We start from the raw sequence: 15,903 nt of genomic DNA, 5'->3' as shown, positions 1-15,903 counted from the left end.
ATGCACGTCGTCTTTCGCGAAAGCCACGGGCTCGAGGAAACCGAGACCCCAACCGATCTGGGCCAAAGCCCGGGTGATCTGGTTGTGCTGTCCTTTTCCGACAGTGACCTGGGCGCTTTCGCGGCGGGCTGGCATCGCGGCGGCGGGCCTGAGGGGCGGATGCCCACGATGCGGCTGGCCAATCTTGCGGCGCTGAAGCACCCTCTGTCCGTCGATACCTATGTCGAACAGACACTTGAGGGCGCAAAGGGCATCCTGATCCGTCTGATAGGTGGCGTGCCCTATTGGTCTTACGGGCTGCAACAGGTTCTGGCACTGGCGCAAGCCAAAGGCATCGCGTTAGCCGTTTTACCGGCGGATGGGCGTGAAGACACTCGGTTGGATGAGTATTCGACCCTGCCCCTCTCGACCCTGAGGCGGCTGGCACATCTGTGTGACACCGGCGGCGAAGTCGCCGCGCAGGCCGCATTGGCCCAGATGGCCTTGGCAGCAGGGCTTTATGCCGGGCCAGTGATGGGCGCGAAAACCCTGCCCGAATGCGGTGCGTGGTGTCCAGATCAGGGTGTCGTCCCGGTGGGTTCCGCATTCCAGAACGATACGAAACGCATCCTTGTCACCTTTTATCGCGCGTATCTGACATCCGCAGACACCGCCCCGGTCGCGGCCCTGATCCGCAGCCTGCGCGCCCGCGGGCTTCAGGCGGTGGGTCTGTTTGCCCCGTCGCTCAAGACCCCAGCCGCTGCCGACTGGCTCAGGGAACAGGTCGTTGCCTTGCGACCGTCGGCGATCATCAACGCCACTTCATTCTCGGGCAAGGGCGCGTCCGGCACGTCGCCTCTGGACGCAGCGGATGTGCCGGTGTTTCAGGTCGCTCTCGCCACCTCGCGACGCAAGGCCTGGGCGGAGGCCGAACGCGGCCTGTCACCCGCCGACCTCGCCATGCATGTGGTATTGCCCGAAGTGGACGGGCGAATATCGGCAGGCGTTGTCTCTTTCAAAGAACCGGGCAAGCGCGATCCGCATTTGGAATACTCGCGTTTTGCGCATCGGGCCGAGCCGGACCGGATCGAGGCGATCATCGATCGGGTATCGGGCTGGCTTGCCCTGAATGACAAACCCAAGGCAGACCAGATCCCCGCGTTGGTACTGTCCACATATCCCGGCAAAGACTGGCAAATGGCCCATGCGGTTGGTCTCGACGCGCTGGCCTCGGCTGAGGCGATGCTGTCTGATCTTTGCGGTGAAGGCTACGACATCGCGGCTGGCGATCCGGTTGCCGACGCACTCTTGGACGCCCGGATATCGTGGCCGCTTGAGGATTATCTGAGCGCACTCGCTGAATTGCCCCAAACCCTGCGCACCGATCTGCACACCGTATGGGGCAATCCTGAGCAAGACCCAACTTTCACTCAGGGTGCGTTTCACTTCACGGCTTTGCGACGCGGCAAGGCGCTGGTCGCACTGCAACCAGAGCGCGGAACACCCGAACTGCGTGATGACGACTATCACGACCTTTCGCGTACCCCGCGCCATAGCTATGTCGCCTTCTATTTGTGGCTGCGCAAAGGTCTTGGCGCGGACGCGCTGATCCATATCGGTGCGCATGGCACACTGGAATGGCTGCCCGGCAAATCGGTCGCCCTATCAGCAGACTGCTGGCCCGAGGCGCTGATCCGTGACCTGCCGGTGATCTACCCGTTCATCGTCAACGACCCAGGTGAGGCCGCGCAGGCCAAGCGCCGGATCGGCGCCGTGACCCTGGGCCACATCCCGCCCCCCATGAAAGAAAGCGGAACGCCTGACCGGATGGTGCGACTGGAAGCCCTGCTGGACGAGTTCTCAAACGCGGACGGCCTTGACCCCAGACGCCGTGACCGGTTGCAGGAAGATATCCGGGATGAGGCGCAAGCCATTGGGCTGGAGCACGATCTGGGCCTGAACCAGGCCACCAGCACCGCCGAAGCAATCACGCGAATCGACCGCTTTGTCTGCGATATCAAAGAAAGCCAGTTTGGCGACGGGCTGCACGTCTATGGGCGTGTTCCGGATGTGACCGGCAGTTTCGACCCAGCCCCATCCGCCCATGCCGAACGCAAGGCCCTGATCAATGCGCTGGCCGGCAAGCGGATCGAGGCTGGCCCGTCCGGCTCGCCCTATCGGGGCCGCTCTGACGTGCTGCCGACCGGGCGAAACCTGTTTACCACCGATCCTCGGTCTGTGCCCACCCGCGCAGCCTACGCGCAAGGTGTGAAACTGGCCGAGGAACTGGTACGGCGACACTTGCAGGAGGAAGGCGATTACCCGAAAGGGCTGATTGTCGATCTGTGGGGATCGGCCACCATGCGCACTGCGGGCGAAGAATTCGCCATGGCCCTGCACCTGCTGGGTGTAAAGCCGGTTTGGGATAAGGGATCCGAGCGGGTTTCGGGTATTGAAGTGCTGCCCATCACCGACCTGAGCCGCCCGCGCCTGGACGTCACCTTGCGGGTTTCGGGCTTGTTTCGCGATGTGTTCCCCACGTTGTCAGCCCTCTATGGTCAGGCGGTTCGGGCATTGTCAGAGCGTGACGAAGCGACCGACTGGAACCCCTATGCCGGTCACGCCCCGGCTGCGCGGGTGTTTGGCCCGGCACCCGGCAGTTACGGCCTGAACATGACCCATCTGTCCGAGACCTATACGGACGAGGCGCGCGCCCAAGCCGGGGAGGCATGGCTTGAGGCCAGTTCGTACGCGTTGGAAGGTGAACACATCGCGCAGGACAAAGCGGGGATCACGGATCGTGTCGCCAAGGCCGACAGTTTTGTTCACCTCCAGGATCTGACGGAAACTGACCTGCTGCTGGCCAACGACTATGCCACGCATGAAGCCGGTTTTGCCGCCGCCAAAAAGGTCGCTGGGGGCACCGCTCAGCTTTACCATTTGGACAACACCAACCCAGATAATCCGCGCGCCCGGACTCTGCCGGAAGAAATCAGCCGCGTCGTTCATGCCCGCGCAGCCAACCCCGGCTGGATTGCGGGGATGCAGCGCCATGGTTTTCGCGGCGCCGCCGAGATTGCTGCGACGCTGGATCACATGGCCTCTTTCGCGCATCTGTCCGGCACTGTCGCTCCGCATCTGTTTGATCTCTATCACGAAGCCACATTGGGTAATGAGGCCGTTGATACCTTTCTGCAAGAGACCAACCCGAAGGCCCATCAGGCCATGCAAGACAGGTTCCGTGCATTGCTGGAAGCGGGGCTTTGGAACACGCGCCGGAATTCGATCCGGGCCGATTTGGAGGGTTTGAGATGAGTGCACCTATCGTTCAAGGCTGGTGTCCCGGCGCGCATCGTCCGATGATGTCAGGCGACGGGCTGGTCGTGCGGGTCCGTCCGCGTCTGGCGCGACTGAATGCCAGGCAGGCTATTGGCTTGTGCGAACTGGCTGAACGGTTCGGCAACGGCACCATTGACCTGACCAATCGTGCCAACCTGCAACTGCGCGGCGTGGATGAGCGCGACCACCAGCCGTTGCTTGTGGAGCTTGCGGCGCTGGACTTGCTTGATGCGGAACCCGGCATCGAAGTACGCCGCAATATTCTGGTCACTCCGCTCTATCAGGCGGGCGATTTGACCGCGCGGCTGACGCAGGAATTGATCGATCGACTGGCGGAACTGCCTGCTCTGCCCGCTAAGTTCGGTTTTGCCATAGATACAGGCCCGACGCGCCTGTTGGCCTCGGATTCCGCAGATATTCGTCTGGAACTGTGTGCCGACGGTCTGATCCTGCGCGCCGACGGCTGCAAAACCGGGCGGTGTGTGGCCGAAGGCGACGCCATCGACCACGTGATCGCGCTGGCCCGTTGGTTTGCCCAGACCTATACGCCCGAGACACGCCGCATGGCGCGGGTCGCCCACGCGCTGCCACAGGATTGGCTGGGACTTGCCCCCGGTCCTATCGGTGAAAAACTGCAACCCGGCCCCTATGAACTGGGCGCTCTCTACGGCGCGGCATTCGGCTCGCTGCCTGCGCGCAAGCTTTGTGAACTGGTTGAAGCCAGCGGCGCTTCTGCCCTGCGTGTCACCCCGTGGCGGCTGATCCTGCTGGAAGGCGGGGCGGCGATACCCTCCCCGGATTTCGTCATGGACGGAGCCGATCCGATGATGACAACCGACGCCTGCCCCGGCGCGCCGTTCTGCCCGCAAGCGCAGGTGGAAACCCGCGACATCGCCCGTGCATTGGCCCGGCGCATCCCCGGTCGTCTGCATGTCTCGGGCTGCGCCAAGGGGTGCGCCCATATGGGCCCGGCCGAGATCACAGTGGTCGGCAACAACGGGCGATTTGATCTTGTCAAACAGGGCCGCGCAGGGGATGAGCCCTGCCAACGCGGGCTCGCCCCCGAAACACTCATGACCATGGACTTCACCTGATGCCCTATACATACGAAACCGATGGCGCGGCGATCTACAAGGAAAGCTTTGCCACCATCCGGTCCGAGGCTGATCTGGCCCGCTTTGATACCGATGAAGAGCAGGTCGCCGTTCGGATGATCCACGCCGCCGGCATGGTCGGGCTGGAGGAGTTTGTACATTTCTCACCCGGATTTGTGCAGGCCGCACGCACGGCGCTGGAAAACGGCGCGGCGATCCTGTGTGACGCGCGCATGGTCAGCGAAGGTGTGACCCGCTTCCGTCTGCCTGCCGACAACCAGGTGATCTGCACCCTCCATGACGAACGCGTGCGCCCTCTGGCCACCAAGATGAGCAACACCCGTTCTGCCGCTGCGCTGGAATTCTGGCGTCCGCATCTGGAAGGTGCTCTGGTCGCCATTGGAAACGCGCCCACCGCGCTGTTTCACTTGCTGAACATGCTGGAAGACCCGGATTGCCCGCGCCCTGCTGCGATCATCGGCTGCCCCGTCGGATTTGTCGGAGCGGTGGAATCCAAAGACGCGTTGTGGCAGGCGCAACCCGTTCCGTCCTGCATTGTCAAAGGCCGTCTGGGTGGCAGCGCCATCACCGTTGCAGCCATCAACGCCATCGCAAGCCGGGCGGAATGAAAATGGGTACCATATACGGCGTGGGCCTTGGCCCCGGTGACCCGGATCTGATGAGTGTCCGGGCCGATCGCCTTCTTCGCAACGCCAAGCACGTGGCATTCTTTCGCAAACCAGGTCGAAGCGGTCAGGCCCGCAAAATCGTCAACGGGATGATCCCCGAAGGCGCGGTTGAATTCCCGATGGAATACCCTGTGACCACCGAGATTCCGGTCACCGATCCGCGTTATAATGAATTGCTGGCCGCGTTCTATGAAGAGTGCACAGCACACCTGAAGACGCTGTCGGAACAGGGCGAGGATGTGGTGGTCCTGTGCGAGGGTGATCCGTTTTTCTACGGCTCGTTCATGCATCTTTACAATCGGTTGCGTGACGAAGCTCCAGTCGAGGTTGTGCCAGCCATCACCGGCATGTCCGGTGCGTGGACGGCAACGGGCGATCCGATCACATGGGGCGATGATGTGCTGACCGTGTTGGTTGGCACTCTGCCCGAGGAGGTTTTGGCTGAACGTATGGCGCTGACAGATGCTTTGGTCGTGATGAAAATCGGGCGGAACATCGACAAGGTAAAACGCGCACTGAAAACCTCGGGGTTGTACGACCGCGCTTGGATTGTCGAATATGCGCAAATGCCGAACCAGACGGTGACAAAGCTGTCCGAAGCCTGCGAGAAGATCACCCCGTATTTCTCGATCATCGTTGTGCACGGTCAGGGGCGGCGACCATGAGCGGCTGGGTCAAGATCGCAGGCCTTGGTCCGGGGGACGAGGCTCTGGTCACCCCTGAAGTTACAGCGGCTTTGGCCGACGCCACCGATGTGGTGGGCTATATCCCTTATGTGGCCCGCGTGGCCGACCGCCCCGGCCTGACCCTGCATGCCAGTGACAACCGGGTTGAAATCGACCGCTCGCAACACGCGCTGCAAATGGCCTCCGAAGGCAGGCGGGTGGTTGTTGTGTCCTCGGGCGATCCCGGTGTGTTTGCTATGGCGGCAGCCGTGTTCGAAGCGTTGGAGAATGGCCCAACAGCATGGCGTGACCTTCAGATCGATGTGCTGCCGGGGATCACCGCGATGTTGGCTGCATCCGCGCGCGCGGGCGCCCCAATGGGGCATGATTTCTGCGCCATCAATCTCAGCGACAACCTCAAACCATGGTCATTGATCGAAAAACGCCTGCGCTTGGCTGCGCAGGCCGATTTTTCGATGGCATTCTACAACCCCCGCTCGAAGTCTCGCCCGGAAGGCTTTGTAAAGACACTGGAAATCCTACGCGAAGAATGCGAGCCCGAGCGGGTGATCCTGTTTGCGCGCGCCGTGTCACGAGCGGATGAGGTGATCCGGGTTTCTACTCTGGCCGAGGCCACGCCCGAGATGGCGGATATGCAGACCGTGGTTATTGTCGGTTCGTCGCGCACCCGAGTCATCGAACGCAAAGGCACGCCGATCGTCTATACGCCACGCTTCACCCCCGGTGAGGATCAGGGATGAACCAGCCAGTCCAGAACCTGTGCGACCTGCGAAAACTCGGTCCGCTTCGGCAGAACCGGGCGGTCGATCATCAGCACGGGAAGGCCCAGCGCCCGCGCCGCGTCCAGCTTGGCGCGCGCTCCCGTGCCGCCTGCGTTCTTGGACACGACCAGCTGCGTCCCATGGCGTTGCATCAGCGCCCGGTCGTCAGCTTCGGCAAACGGCCCTCGCGCGACGACTATCTCTGCGTTCGGCAAGGGCAGCTCATTGGGCGCATCCACCAGACGCAGCAAATAGCGATGCTGGGGCTGGGCCGAGAAGTCCTCAAGGTGCATGCGGCCAACAGCAAGGAAGATACGCTGAGCATCGCCGGACAATGCGTCGACGGCGGCAGCGATGTCGGGCACGTGATGCCAGATATCGCCGGGCTGCGACACCCAGGCCGCGCGGGTCAACGCGGCCAATGGCGTCCGCGTCGCGGTGCATGCCTCGACCGCGTTCCGGCTCATCCGAGCCGCAAATGGATGGGTCGCGTCCACGACATGGGTGATGGCGTTCTCATGGATATAGGCGGCCAGCCCTTCCGGGCCGCCAAACCCGCCAACTCGCACCGGCAACGGCTGCGAGCGCGGGGTTTCCACCCGTCCCGCATAAGAATACACAGCCGCAATCCCTTGTTCCGCAACAGCTTTGGCCAAAGCGTTGGCCTCGGTCGTGCCGCCAAGAATCAGGAGTTTGGGCATGTCTGAATCTCCGTGGCTGACCGTTCTGGGATTGGGCGAAGATGGGTTTGATGGCCTGTCGCCTGCAAGCCGTCAAGTGCTGGACCGGGCCGAAGTGATCATGGGGCCGCCGCGCCACCTGTCGCTGCTGCCGGAAAACGAGGCTGAGCGGTTCGAATGGCCGGTGCCGTTCTCGGAGGGATTGCCGACCCTGAAAGGCCTGCGCGGACGGCAGACGGTGGTTCTGGCGTCAGGTGATCCGTTCTGGTTTGGCGCGGGGTCCGTCATCGCGCGTAACTTCGATGCCAACGAGTGGACCGCCCTGCCCGGCCAGTCCACGTTTTCGCTGGCGGCTGCGCGGCTGGGCTGGCCTTTGGAAAGCACGCTGACCTTTGGCCTGCACGCCGCACCTTTGACCCGGTTGCGGCCGCATCTGGCCGCGGGCCTGCACGCCATTGTACTTTTGCGTGACGGCAAGGCGGTTGCTGAACTGGCGACATTTCTAAGCGAAACCGGATTTGCCGACAGCGCGTTGCATGTGATGCAGGCCCTCGGCGGCCCGCGTGAAAACGTCCAGACAGTGAGCCTGACCGAAGCTCTGCTGGGAACCTTCGATCATCCTGTCTGCGTCGGGTTGGAAGTGACCGGCACTGGGCGGGGAGTGTCCAAGGCCTCGGGCAAGCCGGATGATCTTTTTGAAACCGACGGCCAGATCACCAAACGCCCGATCCGGGCGCTGACCCTGTCCGCATTGGCGCCACAGAGAGGTGAGCATCTGTGGGACATTGGCGGTGGCACCGGCTCGATCAGCATCGAATGGCTGATGTGCGACCCGACCATGACCGCCACCAGTATCGAACCCCGTGCCGACAGGGCCGAACGCATTCGTCGCAATGCCGACGCGCTGGGGCAGGATCGATTACAAGTTGTCCACGGTACCGCACCCGAAGCGCTGGCCGGATTGCCCCTGCCGGACGTGGTTTTCATCGGCGGTGGGCTCAGCACTAGCCTGCTGGCGTGGCTTCGCGATGCCTTGCCCGCTGGCACCCGGTTGGTCGCCAATGCGGTAACGCTGGAAAGCGAAGCCCTGTTGGCGCGATGGCACGAAGACCTAGGCGGAGACCTTTTGCGGATCGAACTGGCACATTCTGCACCGCTCGGACCGCGGCGCGGCTGGAAGGCTGCCTATCCAGTCGTACAGTGGAGCGTGACGCTATGATCGTGGCAGGTTTGGGCTTTTCATCAGACGCGACGACAGACAGTTTGCGCGCCGCCTATGACGCGGCAGCGGCCAGCCATGATGTCCAAGCTCTGGCGACGGTTGCCGACAAAAGCGGCCACTCTGCGCTGGTGGCCTTTGCGGAAAGCCTTGCTCTTCCGCTGCATTTCGTGGCGGCTGCCGATTTGGCCGGACAACGCACCCTGACATGCTCAAACCGCAGCCGTGCCGCTTATGGCACCGGCAGCGTAGCCGAAGCATCGGCCCTTGCCGCCGCCGGGTCCGGCGCGCGGCTGCTTTCACCCAGACATATTTCGGACGACCGGCTGGCCACCTGCGCCATCGCCATCGGAGGACAAACATGACCGTTCATTTCATAGGCGCCGGACCGGGCGCTGCAGACCTGTTGACATTGCGTGGGCGCGACATCATCGCCTCGTGCCCCGTGTGCCTTTATGCCGGATCGCTGGTACCCGAGGAAATTTTGAGCCATTGCCCCAAAGACGCAAAAATCGTCAACACTGCGCCCATGGATCTGGACCAGATCATGGCCGAGATCGAAGTCGCACATAAAGCGGGTCAGGATGTGGCGCGGCTGCATTCGGGCGATTTGTCAGTCTGGTCGGCGATGGGCGAACAGATCCGCCGCCTGAAAGAAATGGGCATTCCGGTCAGTGTGACCCCTGGCGTACCATCCTTTGCCGCCGCCGCAGCGGCCCTGGGCACCGAACTGACCCTGCCGGGACTGGCGCAATCGGTGGTTCTGACCCGGACGCCGGGGCGCGCGTCATCCATGCCCGAAGGTGAAACGCTGGTGAATTTTGCCCGTACCGGCGCGACTTTGGCTATTCATCTGTCAATCGGCAATCTGGACAAGGTTATCGCAGACCTGACCCCGGCTTATGGCGCCGATTGCCCGGTGGCCGTTGTGTATCGCGCAAGCTGGCCGGATGAAAAGATCATCCGCGCAACGCTGGAAACCCTGAAAGGGTCGCTGGACGAAAGCATCTCGCGCACCGCTTTGATCATGGTAGGCCCCGCGCTGGCCGGTGAGGGTTTTGACGAAAGCTGTCTTTATTCCAGAGATTACGACCGCCGCTATCGCCCGCAAAGTGCAGATAGCCCTTGGTCAAGCTGGAGCCATGGTGATGACTAACCCTCCGGGTATTTTGATTTCAGCTCCCTCTTCGGGTACTGGCAAGACGACGGTCATGCTGGGCCTCTTGCGCGCGTTGGCCGAGGATGGCCTGATCGTTCAACCGTTCAAGAGCGGACCGGACTATATCGACCCCGCCTTTCACCGGGCGGCGGCCGGGCGGGCTTCGTTCAATCTGGACAGCTGGGCAATGACGGATCCCCTGTTCAGCGCTATTTCCGCTCAGGCTGAAGGCGCTGACATTGTGGTGGCCGAGGGCTCGATGGGTTTGTTCGATGGTGTCGCAAAGCCCGGCGAAGTCGGGCAAGGATCGAGCGCCGAGACCGCCCTGCGCATGGGCTGGCCCGTTGTACTTGTGTTGGATGTGGGCGGGCAGGCACAATCAGCGGCGGCAACGGCGCTGGGGTTCAGGATGTACAATCCTGACCTGCCCTTTGCCGGAGTGATCCTGAACCGATGCGCCAGCCCCCGCCATGAACGCCTGACCCGTCTGGGGATGGAGCGCGCGGGCCTGCCTGTTCTGGGCGTCCTGCCCCGGCGTGGTGATTTGACCCTGCCCGAGCGGCATCTGGGACTTATTCAGGCGGTCGAACATCCCGATCTGGAAAGCGCCATTGTAGGTTATGCCGCGTTCTTGCGAGAACATGTGGACCTTGACGCAATCAAGCGGGCGGCTTCCTCAGGCCCCGGCGGGCCATCGTCAGCCGCGCTGCCGCGCCCCCCCGCCCAGCGGATCGCGCTGGCCCGCGATGCCGCCTTTTCCTTTACCTACCCCCACCTTTTGCAGGGGTGGCACGATGCGGGTGCCGAGATCTTGCCTTTTTCCCCCTTGGCGAACGAACCTCCGGCGGCGGATGCCGATCTGGTCTGGCTGCCCGGCGGGTACCCCGAATTGCACGCCGGAACATTGGCAGCGGCCACCACCTTCCTGAGTGGTTTGCGAAAACATGCGGAAACAAAGCCGGTGCACGGAGAATGCGGCGGCTACATGGCACTTGGTCAGGCGCTGATCGACAAGGACGGCGTGCAACATGAAATGGCCGGCTTGCTGGGGCTCGTCACATCCTACCAGAAGCGCAAGTTCAATCTTGGCTACAGAAAAGCCGAGTTGTTGGCCCCCATGCCCGGCTTTGCCAAAGGCGCAGCCTTGCGCGGGCACGAGTTCCACTATTCCTCGATCGTGGATCAACCGGACGCCCCATTGGCACGCGTGTTTGACGCCGAAGGGGAAGAAGGTCCGCAAACCGGATCACTGCGTGGCAATGTCACTGGCACGTTCTTTCACCTGATTGCGGAGGCGTCGGCATGAGCGGCTTTGTTTCTTTCATCGGCTCTGGCCCCGGTGATCCGGAACTGCTGACACTCAAGGCGGTGGACCGGATGCAAAAGGCCGATGCGATCCTGTTCGACGATCTCAGCAGCGGCCCGATCCTGAGCCATGCGCGCGACGATGCGGATCTGGTTGGCGTCGGAAAGCGGGCCGGTCGTCCGTCCCCCAAGCAGGACCATGTCAGCCGGTTGTTGGTGGATTACGCGCAGTCCGGTCAGCATGTGGTGCGCCTGAAATCCGGCGACGGCGGTATGTTCGGACGGCTAGAGGAAGAGCTTGTCGCCCTGCGCGCAGCTGGTATCGCCTACGAGATCATTCCCGGCGTCCCCTCAGCAGTGGCAGCGGCAGCGGCCGCAGGCATTCCGTTGACGCGCAGGCTCACGGCCCGGCGGGTCCAGTTCGTGACCGGCCATGACGTCAGTGGTGAGTTGCCCGACGACCTGAACCTGAAAGCGCTGGCTGATCCGCAGGCCACGACCGTCGTTTTCATGGGCAAGCGCACCTTTCCCCTGCTGGTCGAAGCCCTGCACACGCAAGGATTGCCGTTGGATACTCCGGCGCTTATGGCCGAATCCGTCTCGACCCCCGAGCAAAAGCTGCAACGCGCCACGATTGGCGCGCTGGCAGAGCAGCTGAGAACCGAGATTGGCAAAGCACCGGCGCTGATCCTTTATGGTCCGCTGGCGGAGTTCGACGATGATTGATCTGAGCTTGATCGGTATCGGTACCGGCAATCCGGATCATGTAACGTTTCAGGGCGCGCAGGCGATCCGGGCGGCGGATTTGATCCTGATTCCACGCAAGGGGGAAAACAAGGCTGATCTGGCCGGGCTGCGTGAAGCGATCATCGAGCGTGTCGCCGAAACGCCGCCGCAGATTGCCTATTTCGATATTCCCCAGCGCCGGGCCGACGATGGCTACCTGCGCGGTGTCGATGAATGGCACGACACCATCGCCCTGCGCTGGCAAGCGGCCATTGCCGCGCATCCAGAGGCGCAGCATGTCGCGCTGCTGATTTGGGGGGATCCGTCCCTCTATGACAGCTCACTGCGCATCGCTGCCCGGTTGAACCCGCAACCCAATACCAAGGTTATCCCCGGCATCACCGCCTTGCAGGCGCTGACCGCCGCCCATGCGATCCCGATCAATGATCTGGGCGCGCCCTACGTTGTCACAACCGGTCGTCGTATCCGGGATGAAGGCTGGCCTGATGCGGCCTCGAACGTCGCTGTGATGCTGGACGGCGAATGCTCGTTCCAAACCCTTGATTTGGCAAGTTATGACATCTGGTGGGGCGCCTATGTGGGTATGAAAGAAGAGGTCCTGATCAGTGGCCCGCTGGGTGAGGTTGCGCAGAACATCCTTAAGACCCGGGCGAGGGCCCGCGCCGAACATGGCTGGATCATGGATATCTACCTATTGAAGGCGCGACGGAAATAACGCACGGGCACATGAACACGGGTTTGTGATGTCGCGGATCGCTCAGGTCTGGCACACAGGGTGCACCTCAATACAGGAGACGTGACAATGAAAGCCCTCATTCCCTTGCTCTGCCTGATCGCTTTACCCGTTTGGGCACAAGACGCCCCAACCGGTTGGGCCGTGTTTCCTGCGGACAAGACCTACTCGGAACTGGTCGATGCAACCAAGGCTGCGATCAAGGACAACGGGCTGATTGTGGTGACGCAGGCTGGACCCACCAAGGCTGCTGCGGCGCGCGGAATCACCATTCCGGGCAATCTGGTTATTGGCGCGTTCAACAACGATTACGCGGTAAGGGTGCTGGAAACCTCTACCAATGCGATGATCGAAGCACCGATCCGTTTCTACGTCACCGAGGACGAGGACGGAACCGCAACCCTGTCTTACAAGACCCCCAGTTTCGTGTTTGACCCTTACATGGCGGAAGGCGGACAAGCCTTGCAGGACATTGCTGCAGAACTTGATAAAACCTTTCAATCTGTCGCTGAAGACGCAGTCAAATAGTCACACTGACGTGATCCGCCTTGCGTCTGGTGGCGTCCTCCGCAATCTGCTTCGAAACGGTTATCTCGGAGCATGACTGATGCAGGACCCCACGCCGCGCGCCGCCGATCTTCTGGCCCAACGCCTGTACGAAGCGGGGTGCCGCCACGCCTTTGGAATGCCGGGGGGTGAGGTGCTGACACTGGTGGATGCGCTTGAGAAGGCGGGCATCACCTTTCATCTGACAAAACATGAAAACTCGGCCGGATTCATGGCCGAGGCCGTGCATCACCGCGACGGCGCGCCTGCGATTCTGGTCGCCACTTTGGGTCCCGGCGCGATGAACGGCATCAACGTGGTGGCCAATGCGTTGCAGGACCGTGTTCCGATGATCGTTCTGACCGGTTGTGTCGATGCGGACGAGGCGCTGACCTATACTCATCAGGTCATGGATCACAGCCAGGTTTACTGTTCCATCACCAAGGGCACGTTCACACTGACGGCCAAGGGTGCGGATATCATCGCAGACAAGGCGGTGTCGCTGGCCACGCAGCCGCGACCGGGGCCGGTTCATATTGATGTCCCGATCTCGGTCGCCGACACGCCGGTGACGGGTAAAAAACGCCGCCGCCTGGCCAAGGTCGCGCCTGTCAGTCCCAATGGTGAATGCCTTGAAAAAGCCCGGCGCTGGGTGGCTGAGGCCGAGCGACCCATCGCCATTATCGGTCTCGATGTTCTCTATGACGACTCGCGCAGTGTGGTGCAGGCGTTTTTGGAACATTTCGGAATTCCATTTGTGACAACCTACAAGGCCAAGGGTGTTGTTCCCGAAGATCACCCTTTGTGTTTGGGCGGCGCTGGCCTGTCGCCTTTGGCAGACAAGCACCTTGTCCCATTGGTCGAACAAGCCGATCTGGTGCTGTGTCTGGGGTATGACCCGATCGAAATGCGCCCCGGCTGGCGCGAAATCTGGGACCCCGAAGAAAAGCGCGTCATCGATATATCCGCGGTGATCAATGACCACTACATGCATCAGGCGGGTCTTAATCTGGTGGCCGACACGGGCGAGACGCTGGAGGCCATCGCCAAGGGAAACCCTGCCCGCGCAACGTGGCCGGGTGGTGAGCCCGCGCAGGTCAAATCTGCTCTGGCACAGGCCTTTCCCACTGATGAGGACTGGGGGCCCGCAGCGGTCATCGCCGAAACGCGCGCTACCCTGCGCCCCGAAACGCTGGCAACCGCCGACAGCGGCGCGCATCGCATTCTGCTGAGCCAGATGTGGGACTGCAGCGAGGAACGTGGGCTGATCCAATCCTCGGCGCTCTGCACCATGGGCTGTGCTGTCCCAATGGCCATTGGTCTGAAACTGGCCGAGCCTGACCGCCCGGTGATCAGCTTTTCGGGTGATGCCGGGTTTCTGATGGTCGCCGGGGAATTGTCGACGGCGGCTGAAATGGGCGGCAATCCGATCTTTCTTGTCTTCGTTGATGCCAGCCTTGCCCTTATCGAGTTGAAACAGCGGCAGCGGCAAATGGGCAAGAATGGCGTGGATTTCGGTCACCATGACTTCGCGGCCATGGGCCGTGCATTTGGTGGGAACGGCCACACTGTCCGCAACCGGGCAGAGTTGCGTGCAGCACTTGAAGCTGCTGTAAAGGCCGAGACATTTACCGTCATCGCCGCTGAAATCGACCGTGGAGGATACGATGGCCGCATCTGAGGGCCCGCTGAAGGGCGTCAAGGTTCTGGACCTCAGCCGTATTCTGGCCGGGCCGACCTGCACGCAGTTGCTGGGTGATCTGGGCGCAAGCGTCATCAAGATCGAAAACCCTGCCACCGGGGGCGACGACACACGGCAATGGGGTCCGCCCTATGTCACCGATGCCGACGGCAACCGCTCGGACCTGAGCGCCTATTTCATGTCAGCGAACCGAAACAAGAAATCCGTGGCGCTGGATATCGCGACTGAGAAAGGTCAGGCGGAAATCCGACGGCTGGCCTCACACGCGGATATTCTGATCGAGAATTTCAAACCCGGCGGTCTGGCGAAATACGGGCTGGACTATGCCGCCCTGTCGCAGGAATTCCCCAGCCTCGTTTACTGCTCGATTTCGGGTTACGGCCAAACAGGGCCGAACGCCAGCAAACCCGGCTATGACCTGATGGCGCAAGGTTATGGTGGGATCATGTCCCTGACCGGCGACCCGGAAGGCGCGCCAACGAAAGTGGGGGTCGGAATCGCTGATGTGATGTGCGGAATGTATGCAAGCGTTGGCATTTTGGCCGCACTGCGCCACCGCGACCTGACCGGTGAAGGTCAGCAGGTCGATCTGGCACTGGTTGATTCTCAGATCGCATGGCTGATCAACGAGGGCGTCAATTACCTGACTTCTGGCAACGTTCCGCAACGCCGCGGAAACGGGCACCCCAATATCGTGCCTTATGACGTTTACGAGACATCCGATGGGCATGTCATTCTGGCGGTTGGAAATGATGGCCAATTCAAAAAACTGTGCGGTTTCCTGGGACAACCCGAACTTGCCGACGACCCCAGATTCGTGACCAACCCGGCGCGACTGGAACACCGTGATGCGCTGAACGCCATTCTTCGGCCGGCTGTTCAACGGCTGGATACGCGATCCGTAATTTCCGGTCTTGAAGACGTGAAAGTGCCTGTTGGTCCGGTCCAGACGCTGGATCAGGTTTTTGACACGGAACAGGTAGCAGCACGAAATATGCAGATTTCGATGCAGGCCCAGCCCGGTAAGGTGAACCTGATCGGGAATCCCCTTAACCTGTCACGTACGCCTGTAACATATCGCAGCGCACCACCCACCTGCGGGGCGGACACTGACTGGGTATTAAACGCTGAAAACCCGTTCGACGATTGAAACACTTGCACAACTAGGCGGCAAGTTGCTGAAACATGCCTTTGAATCGGCGGATTTTTTCGACTTTTTCACACACGACATTTCACCAATTCGAGAGCGGGGTCGATACTGATA

The 15,903-nt window shown here is 61.6% G+C and carries 15 protein-coding genes; 14 read left to right on the top strand and 1 reads right to left on the bottom strand.

What is annotated here, in order from left to right; translation table 11 throughout:
• The 5 genes from cobN to cobJ are packed head-to-tail and all read left to right on the top strand — an operon-like array spanning position 1 to position 6,527.
• Positions 1 to 3,294: a cobaltochelatase subunit CobN gene (cobN, locus tag ACR0CE_RS00315; protein ID WP_480830369.1), complete on the top strand. Its 3,294-nt coding sequence runs from the start codon at positions 1 to 3 to the stop codon at positions 3,292 to 3,294.
• On the top strand, positions 3,291 to 4,412 hold the full coding sequence (locus ACR0CE_RS00310) for a cobalamin biosynthesis protein CobG (protein WP_480830367.1): 1,122 nt from the start codon (positions 3,291 to 3,293) through the stop codon (positions 4,410 to 4,412). The genes cobN and ACR0CE_RS00310 overlap by 4 nt, the downstream gene beginning before the upstream one ends.
• A complete protein-coding gene (locus tag ACR0CE_RS00305) occupies positions 4,412 to 5,041 on the top strand; it encodes a precorrin-8X methylmutase (protein WP_480473498.1) in 630 nt (209 codons plus the stop codon). Before ACR0CE_RS00310 ends, ACR0CE_RS00305 begins: the two co-directional genes overlap by 1 nt.
• Positions 5,038 to 5,766, top strand: coding sequence for a precorrin-2 C(20)-methyltransferase (locus ACR0CE_RS00300; protein WP_480830364.1), 729 nt, complete (start codon positions 5,038 to 5,040; stop codon positions 5,764 to 5,766). The genes ACR0CE_RS00305 and ACR0CE_RS00300 overlap by 4 nt, the downstream gene beginning before the upstream one ends.
• On the top strand, positions 5,763 to 6,527 hold the full coding sequence (gene cobJ / locus ACR0CE_RS00295; RefSeq protein ID WP_480830362.1) for a precorrin-3B C(17)-methyltransferase: 765 nt from the start codon (positions 5,763 to 5,765) through the stop codon (positions 6,525 to 6,527). The genes ACR0CE_RS00300 and cobJ overlap by 4 nt, the downstream gene beginning before the upstream one ends.
• On the opposite strand, the gene ACR0CE_RS00290 is transcribed toward cobJ, so the two are convergent.
• Positions 6,518 to 7,249: a cobalt-precorrin-6A reductase gene (locus tag ACR0CE_RS00290; protein ID WP_480830360.1), complete on the bottom strand. Its 732-nt coding sequence runs from the start codon at positions 7,247 to 7,249 to the stop codon at positions 6,518 to 6,520. The two genes, cobJ and ACR0CE_RS00290, sit on opposite strands and share 10 nt — an antisense overlap.
• Here ACR0CE_RS00290 and cbiE point away from each other — a divergent pair.
• The 9 genes from cbiE (at position 7,248) to ACR0CE_RS00245 (ending at position 15,789) form a co-directional block, all read left to right on the top strand.
• On the top strand, positions 7,248 to 8,447 hold the full coding sequence (cbiE, locus tag ACR0CE_RS00285; protein WP_480830359.1) for a precorrin-6y C5,15-methyltransferase (decarboxylating) subunit CbiE: 1,200 nt from the start codon (positions 7,248 to 7,250) through the stop codon (positions 8,445 to 8,447). The genes ACR0CE_RS00290 and cbiE overlap by 2 nt on opposite strands.
• On the top strand, positions 8,444 to 8,812 hold the full coding sequence (locus ACR0CE_RS00280) for a cobalamin biosynthesis protein (protein WP_480538180.1): 369 nt from the start codon (positions 8,444 to 8,446) through the stop codon (positions 8,810 to 8,812). Before cbiE ends, ACR0CE_RS00280 begins: the two co-directional genes overlap by 4 nt.
• The gene (gene cobM, locus ACR0CE_RS00275; RefSeq protein ID WP_480830357.1) at positions 8,809 to 9,603 is read left to right on the top strand and encodes a precorrin-4 C(11)-methyltransferase; all 795 of its coding nucleotides are present in this window, start codon (positions 8,809 to 8,811) and stop codon (positions 9,601 to 9,603) included. Before ACR0CE_RS00280 ends, cobM begins: the two co-directional genes overlap by 4 nt.
• On the top strand, positions 9,596 to 10,912 hold the full coding sequence (locus ACR0CE_RS00270; RefSeq protein WP_480830355.1) for a cobyrinic acid a,c-diamide synthase CobB: 1,317 nt from the start codon (positions 9,596 to 9,598) through the stop codon (positions 10,910 to 10,912). Before cobM ends, ACR0CE_RS00270 begins: the two co-directional genes overlap by 8 nt.
• Positions 10,909 to 11,637, top strand: a complete 729-nt coding sequence (cobA, locus tag ACR0CE_RS00265; RefSeq protein WP_480830353.1) for a uroporphyrinogen-III C-methyltransferase — start codon at positions 10,909 to 10,911, stop codon at positions 11,635 to 11,637. Before ACR0CE_RS00270 ends, cobA begins: the two co-directional genes overlap by 4 nt.
• Positions 11,630 to 12,373 carry a precorrin-6A synthase (deacetylating) gene (gene cobF / locus ACR0CE_RS00260; RefSeq protein ID WP_480830351.1) on the top strand — a complete coding sequence of 248 codons (744 nt, stop codon included), beginning with the start codon at positions 11,630 to 11,632 and terminating at the stop codon, positions 12,371 to 12,373. Before cobA ends, cobF begins: the two co-directional genes overlap by 8 nt.
• A gap of 87 nt (positions 12,374 to 12,460) precedes the next feature.
• Entirely contained in the window at positions 12,461 to 12,919 is a 459-nt protein-coding gene (locus ACR0CE_RS00255) for a DUF302 domain-containing protein (RefSeq protein WP_480830349.1), read from the top strand.
• A gap of 79 nt (positions 12,920 to 12,998) precedes the next feature.
• On the top strand, positions 12,999 to 14,618 hold the full coding sequence (locus tag ACR0CE_RS00250; RefSeq protein WP_480830347.1) for a thiamine pyrophosphate-binding protein: 1,620 nt from the start codon (positions 12,999 to 13,001) through the stop codon (positions 14,616 to 14,618).
• Positions 14,605 to 15,789: a CaiB/BaiF CoA transferase family protein gene (locus ACR0CE_RS00245; protein ID WP_480830345.1), complete on the top strand. Its 1,185-nt coding sequence runs from the start codon at positions 14,605 to 14,607 to the stop codon at positions 15,787 to 15,789. The genes ACR0CE_RS00250 and ACR0CE_RS00245 overlap by 14 nt, the downstream gene beginning before the upstream one ends.
• The last annotated feature ends 114 nt before the right edge of the window (positions 15,790 to 15,903 follow it).

The sequence above is a fragment of the Ruegeria sp. L11 genome (assembly GCF_056531755.1).
Note: the sequence above shows the minus strand (reverse complement) of the source record. Positions and strands in the feature narration are given on the sequence as shown.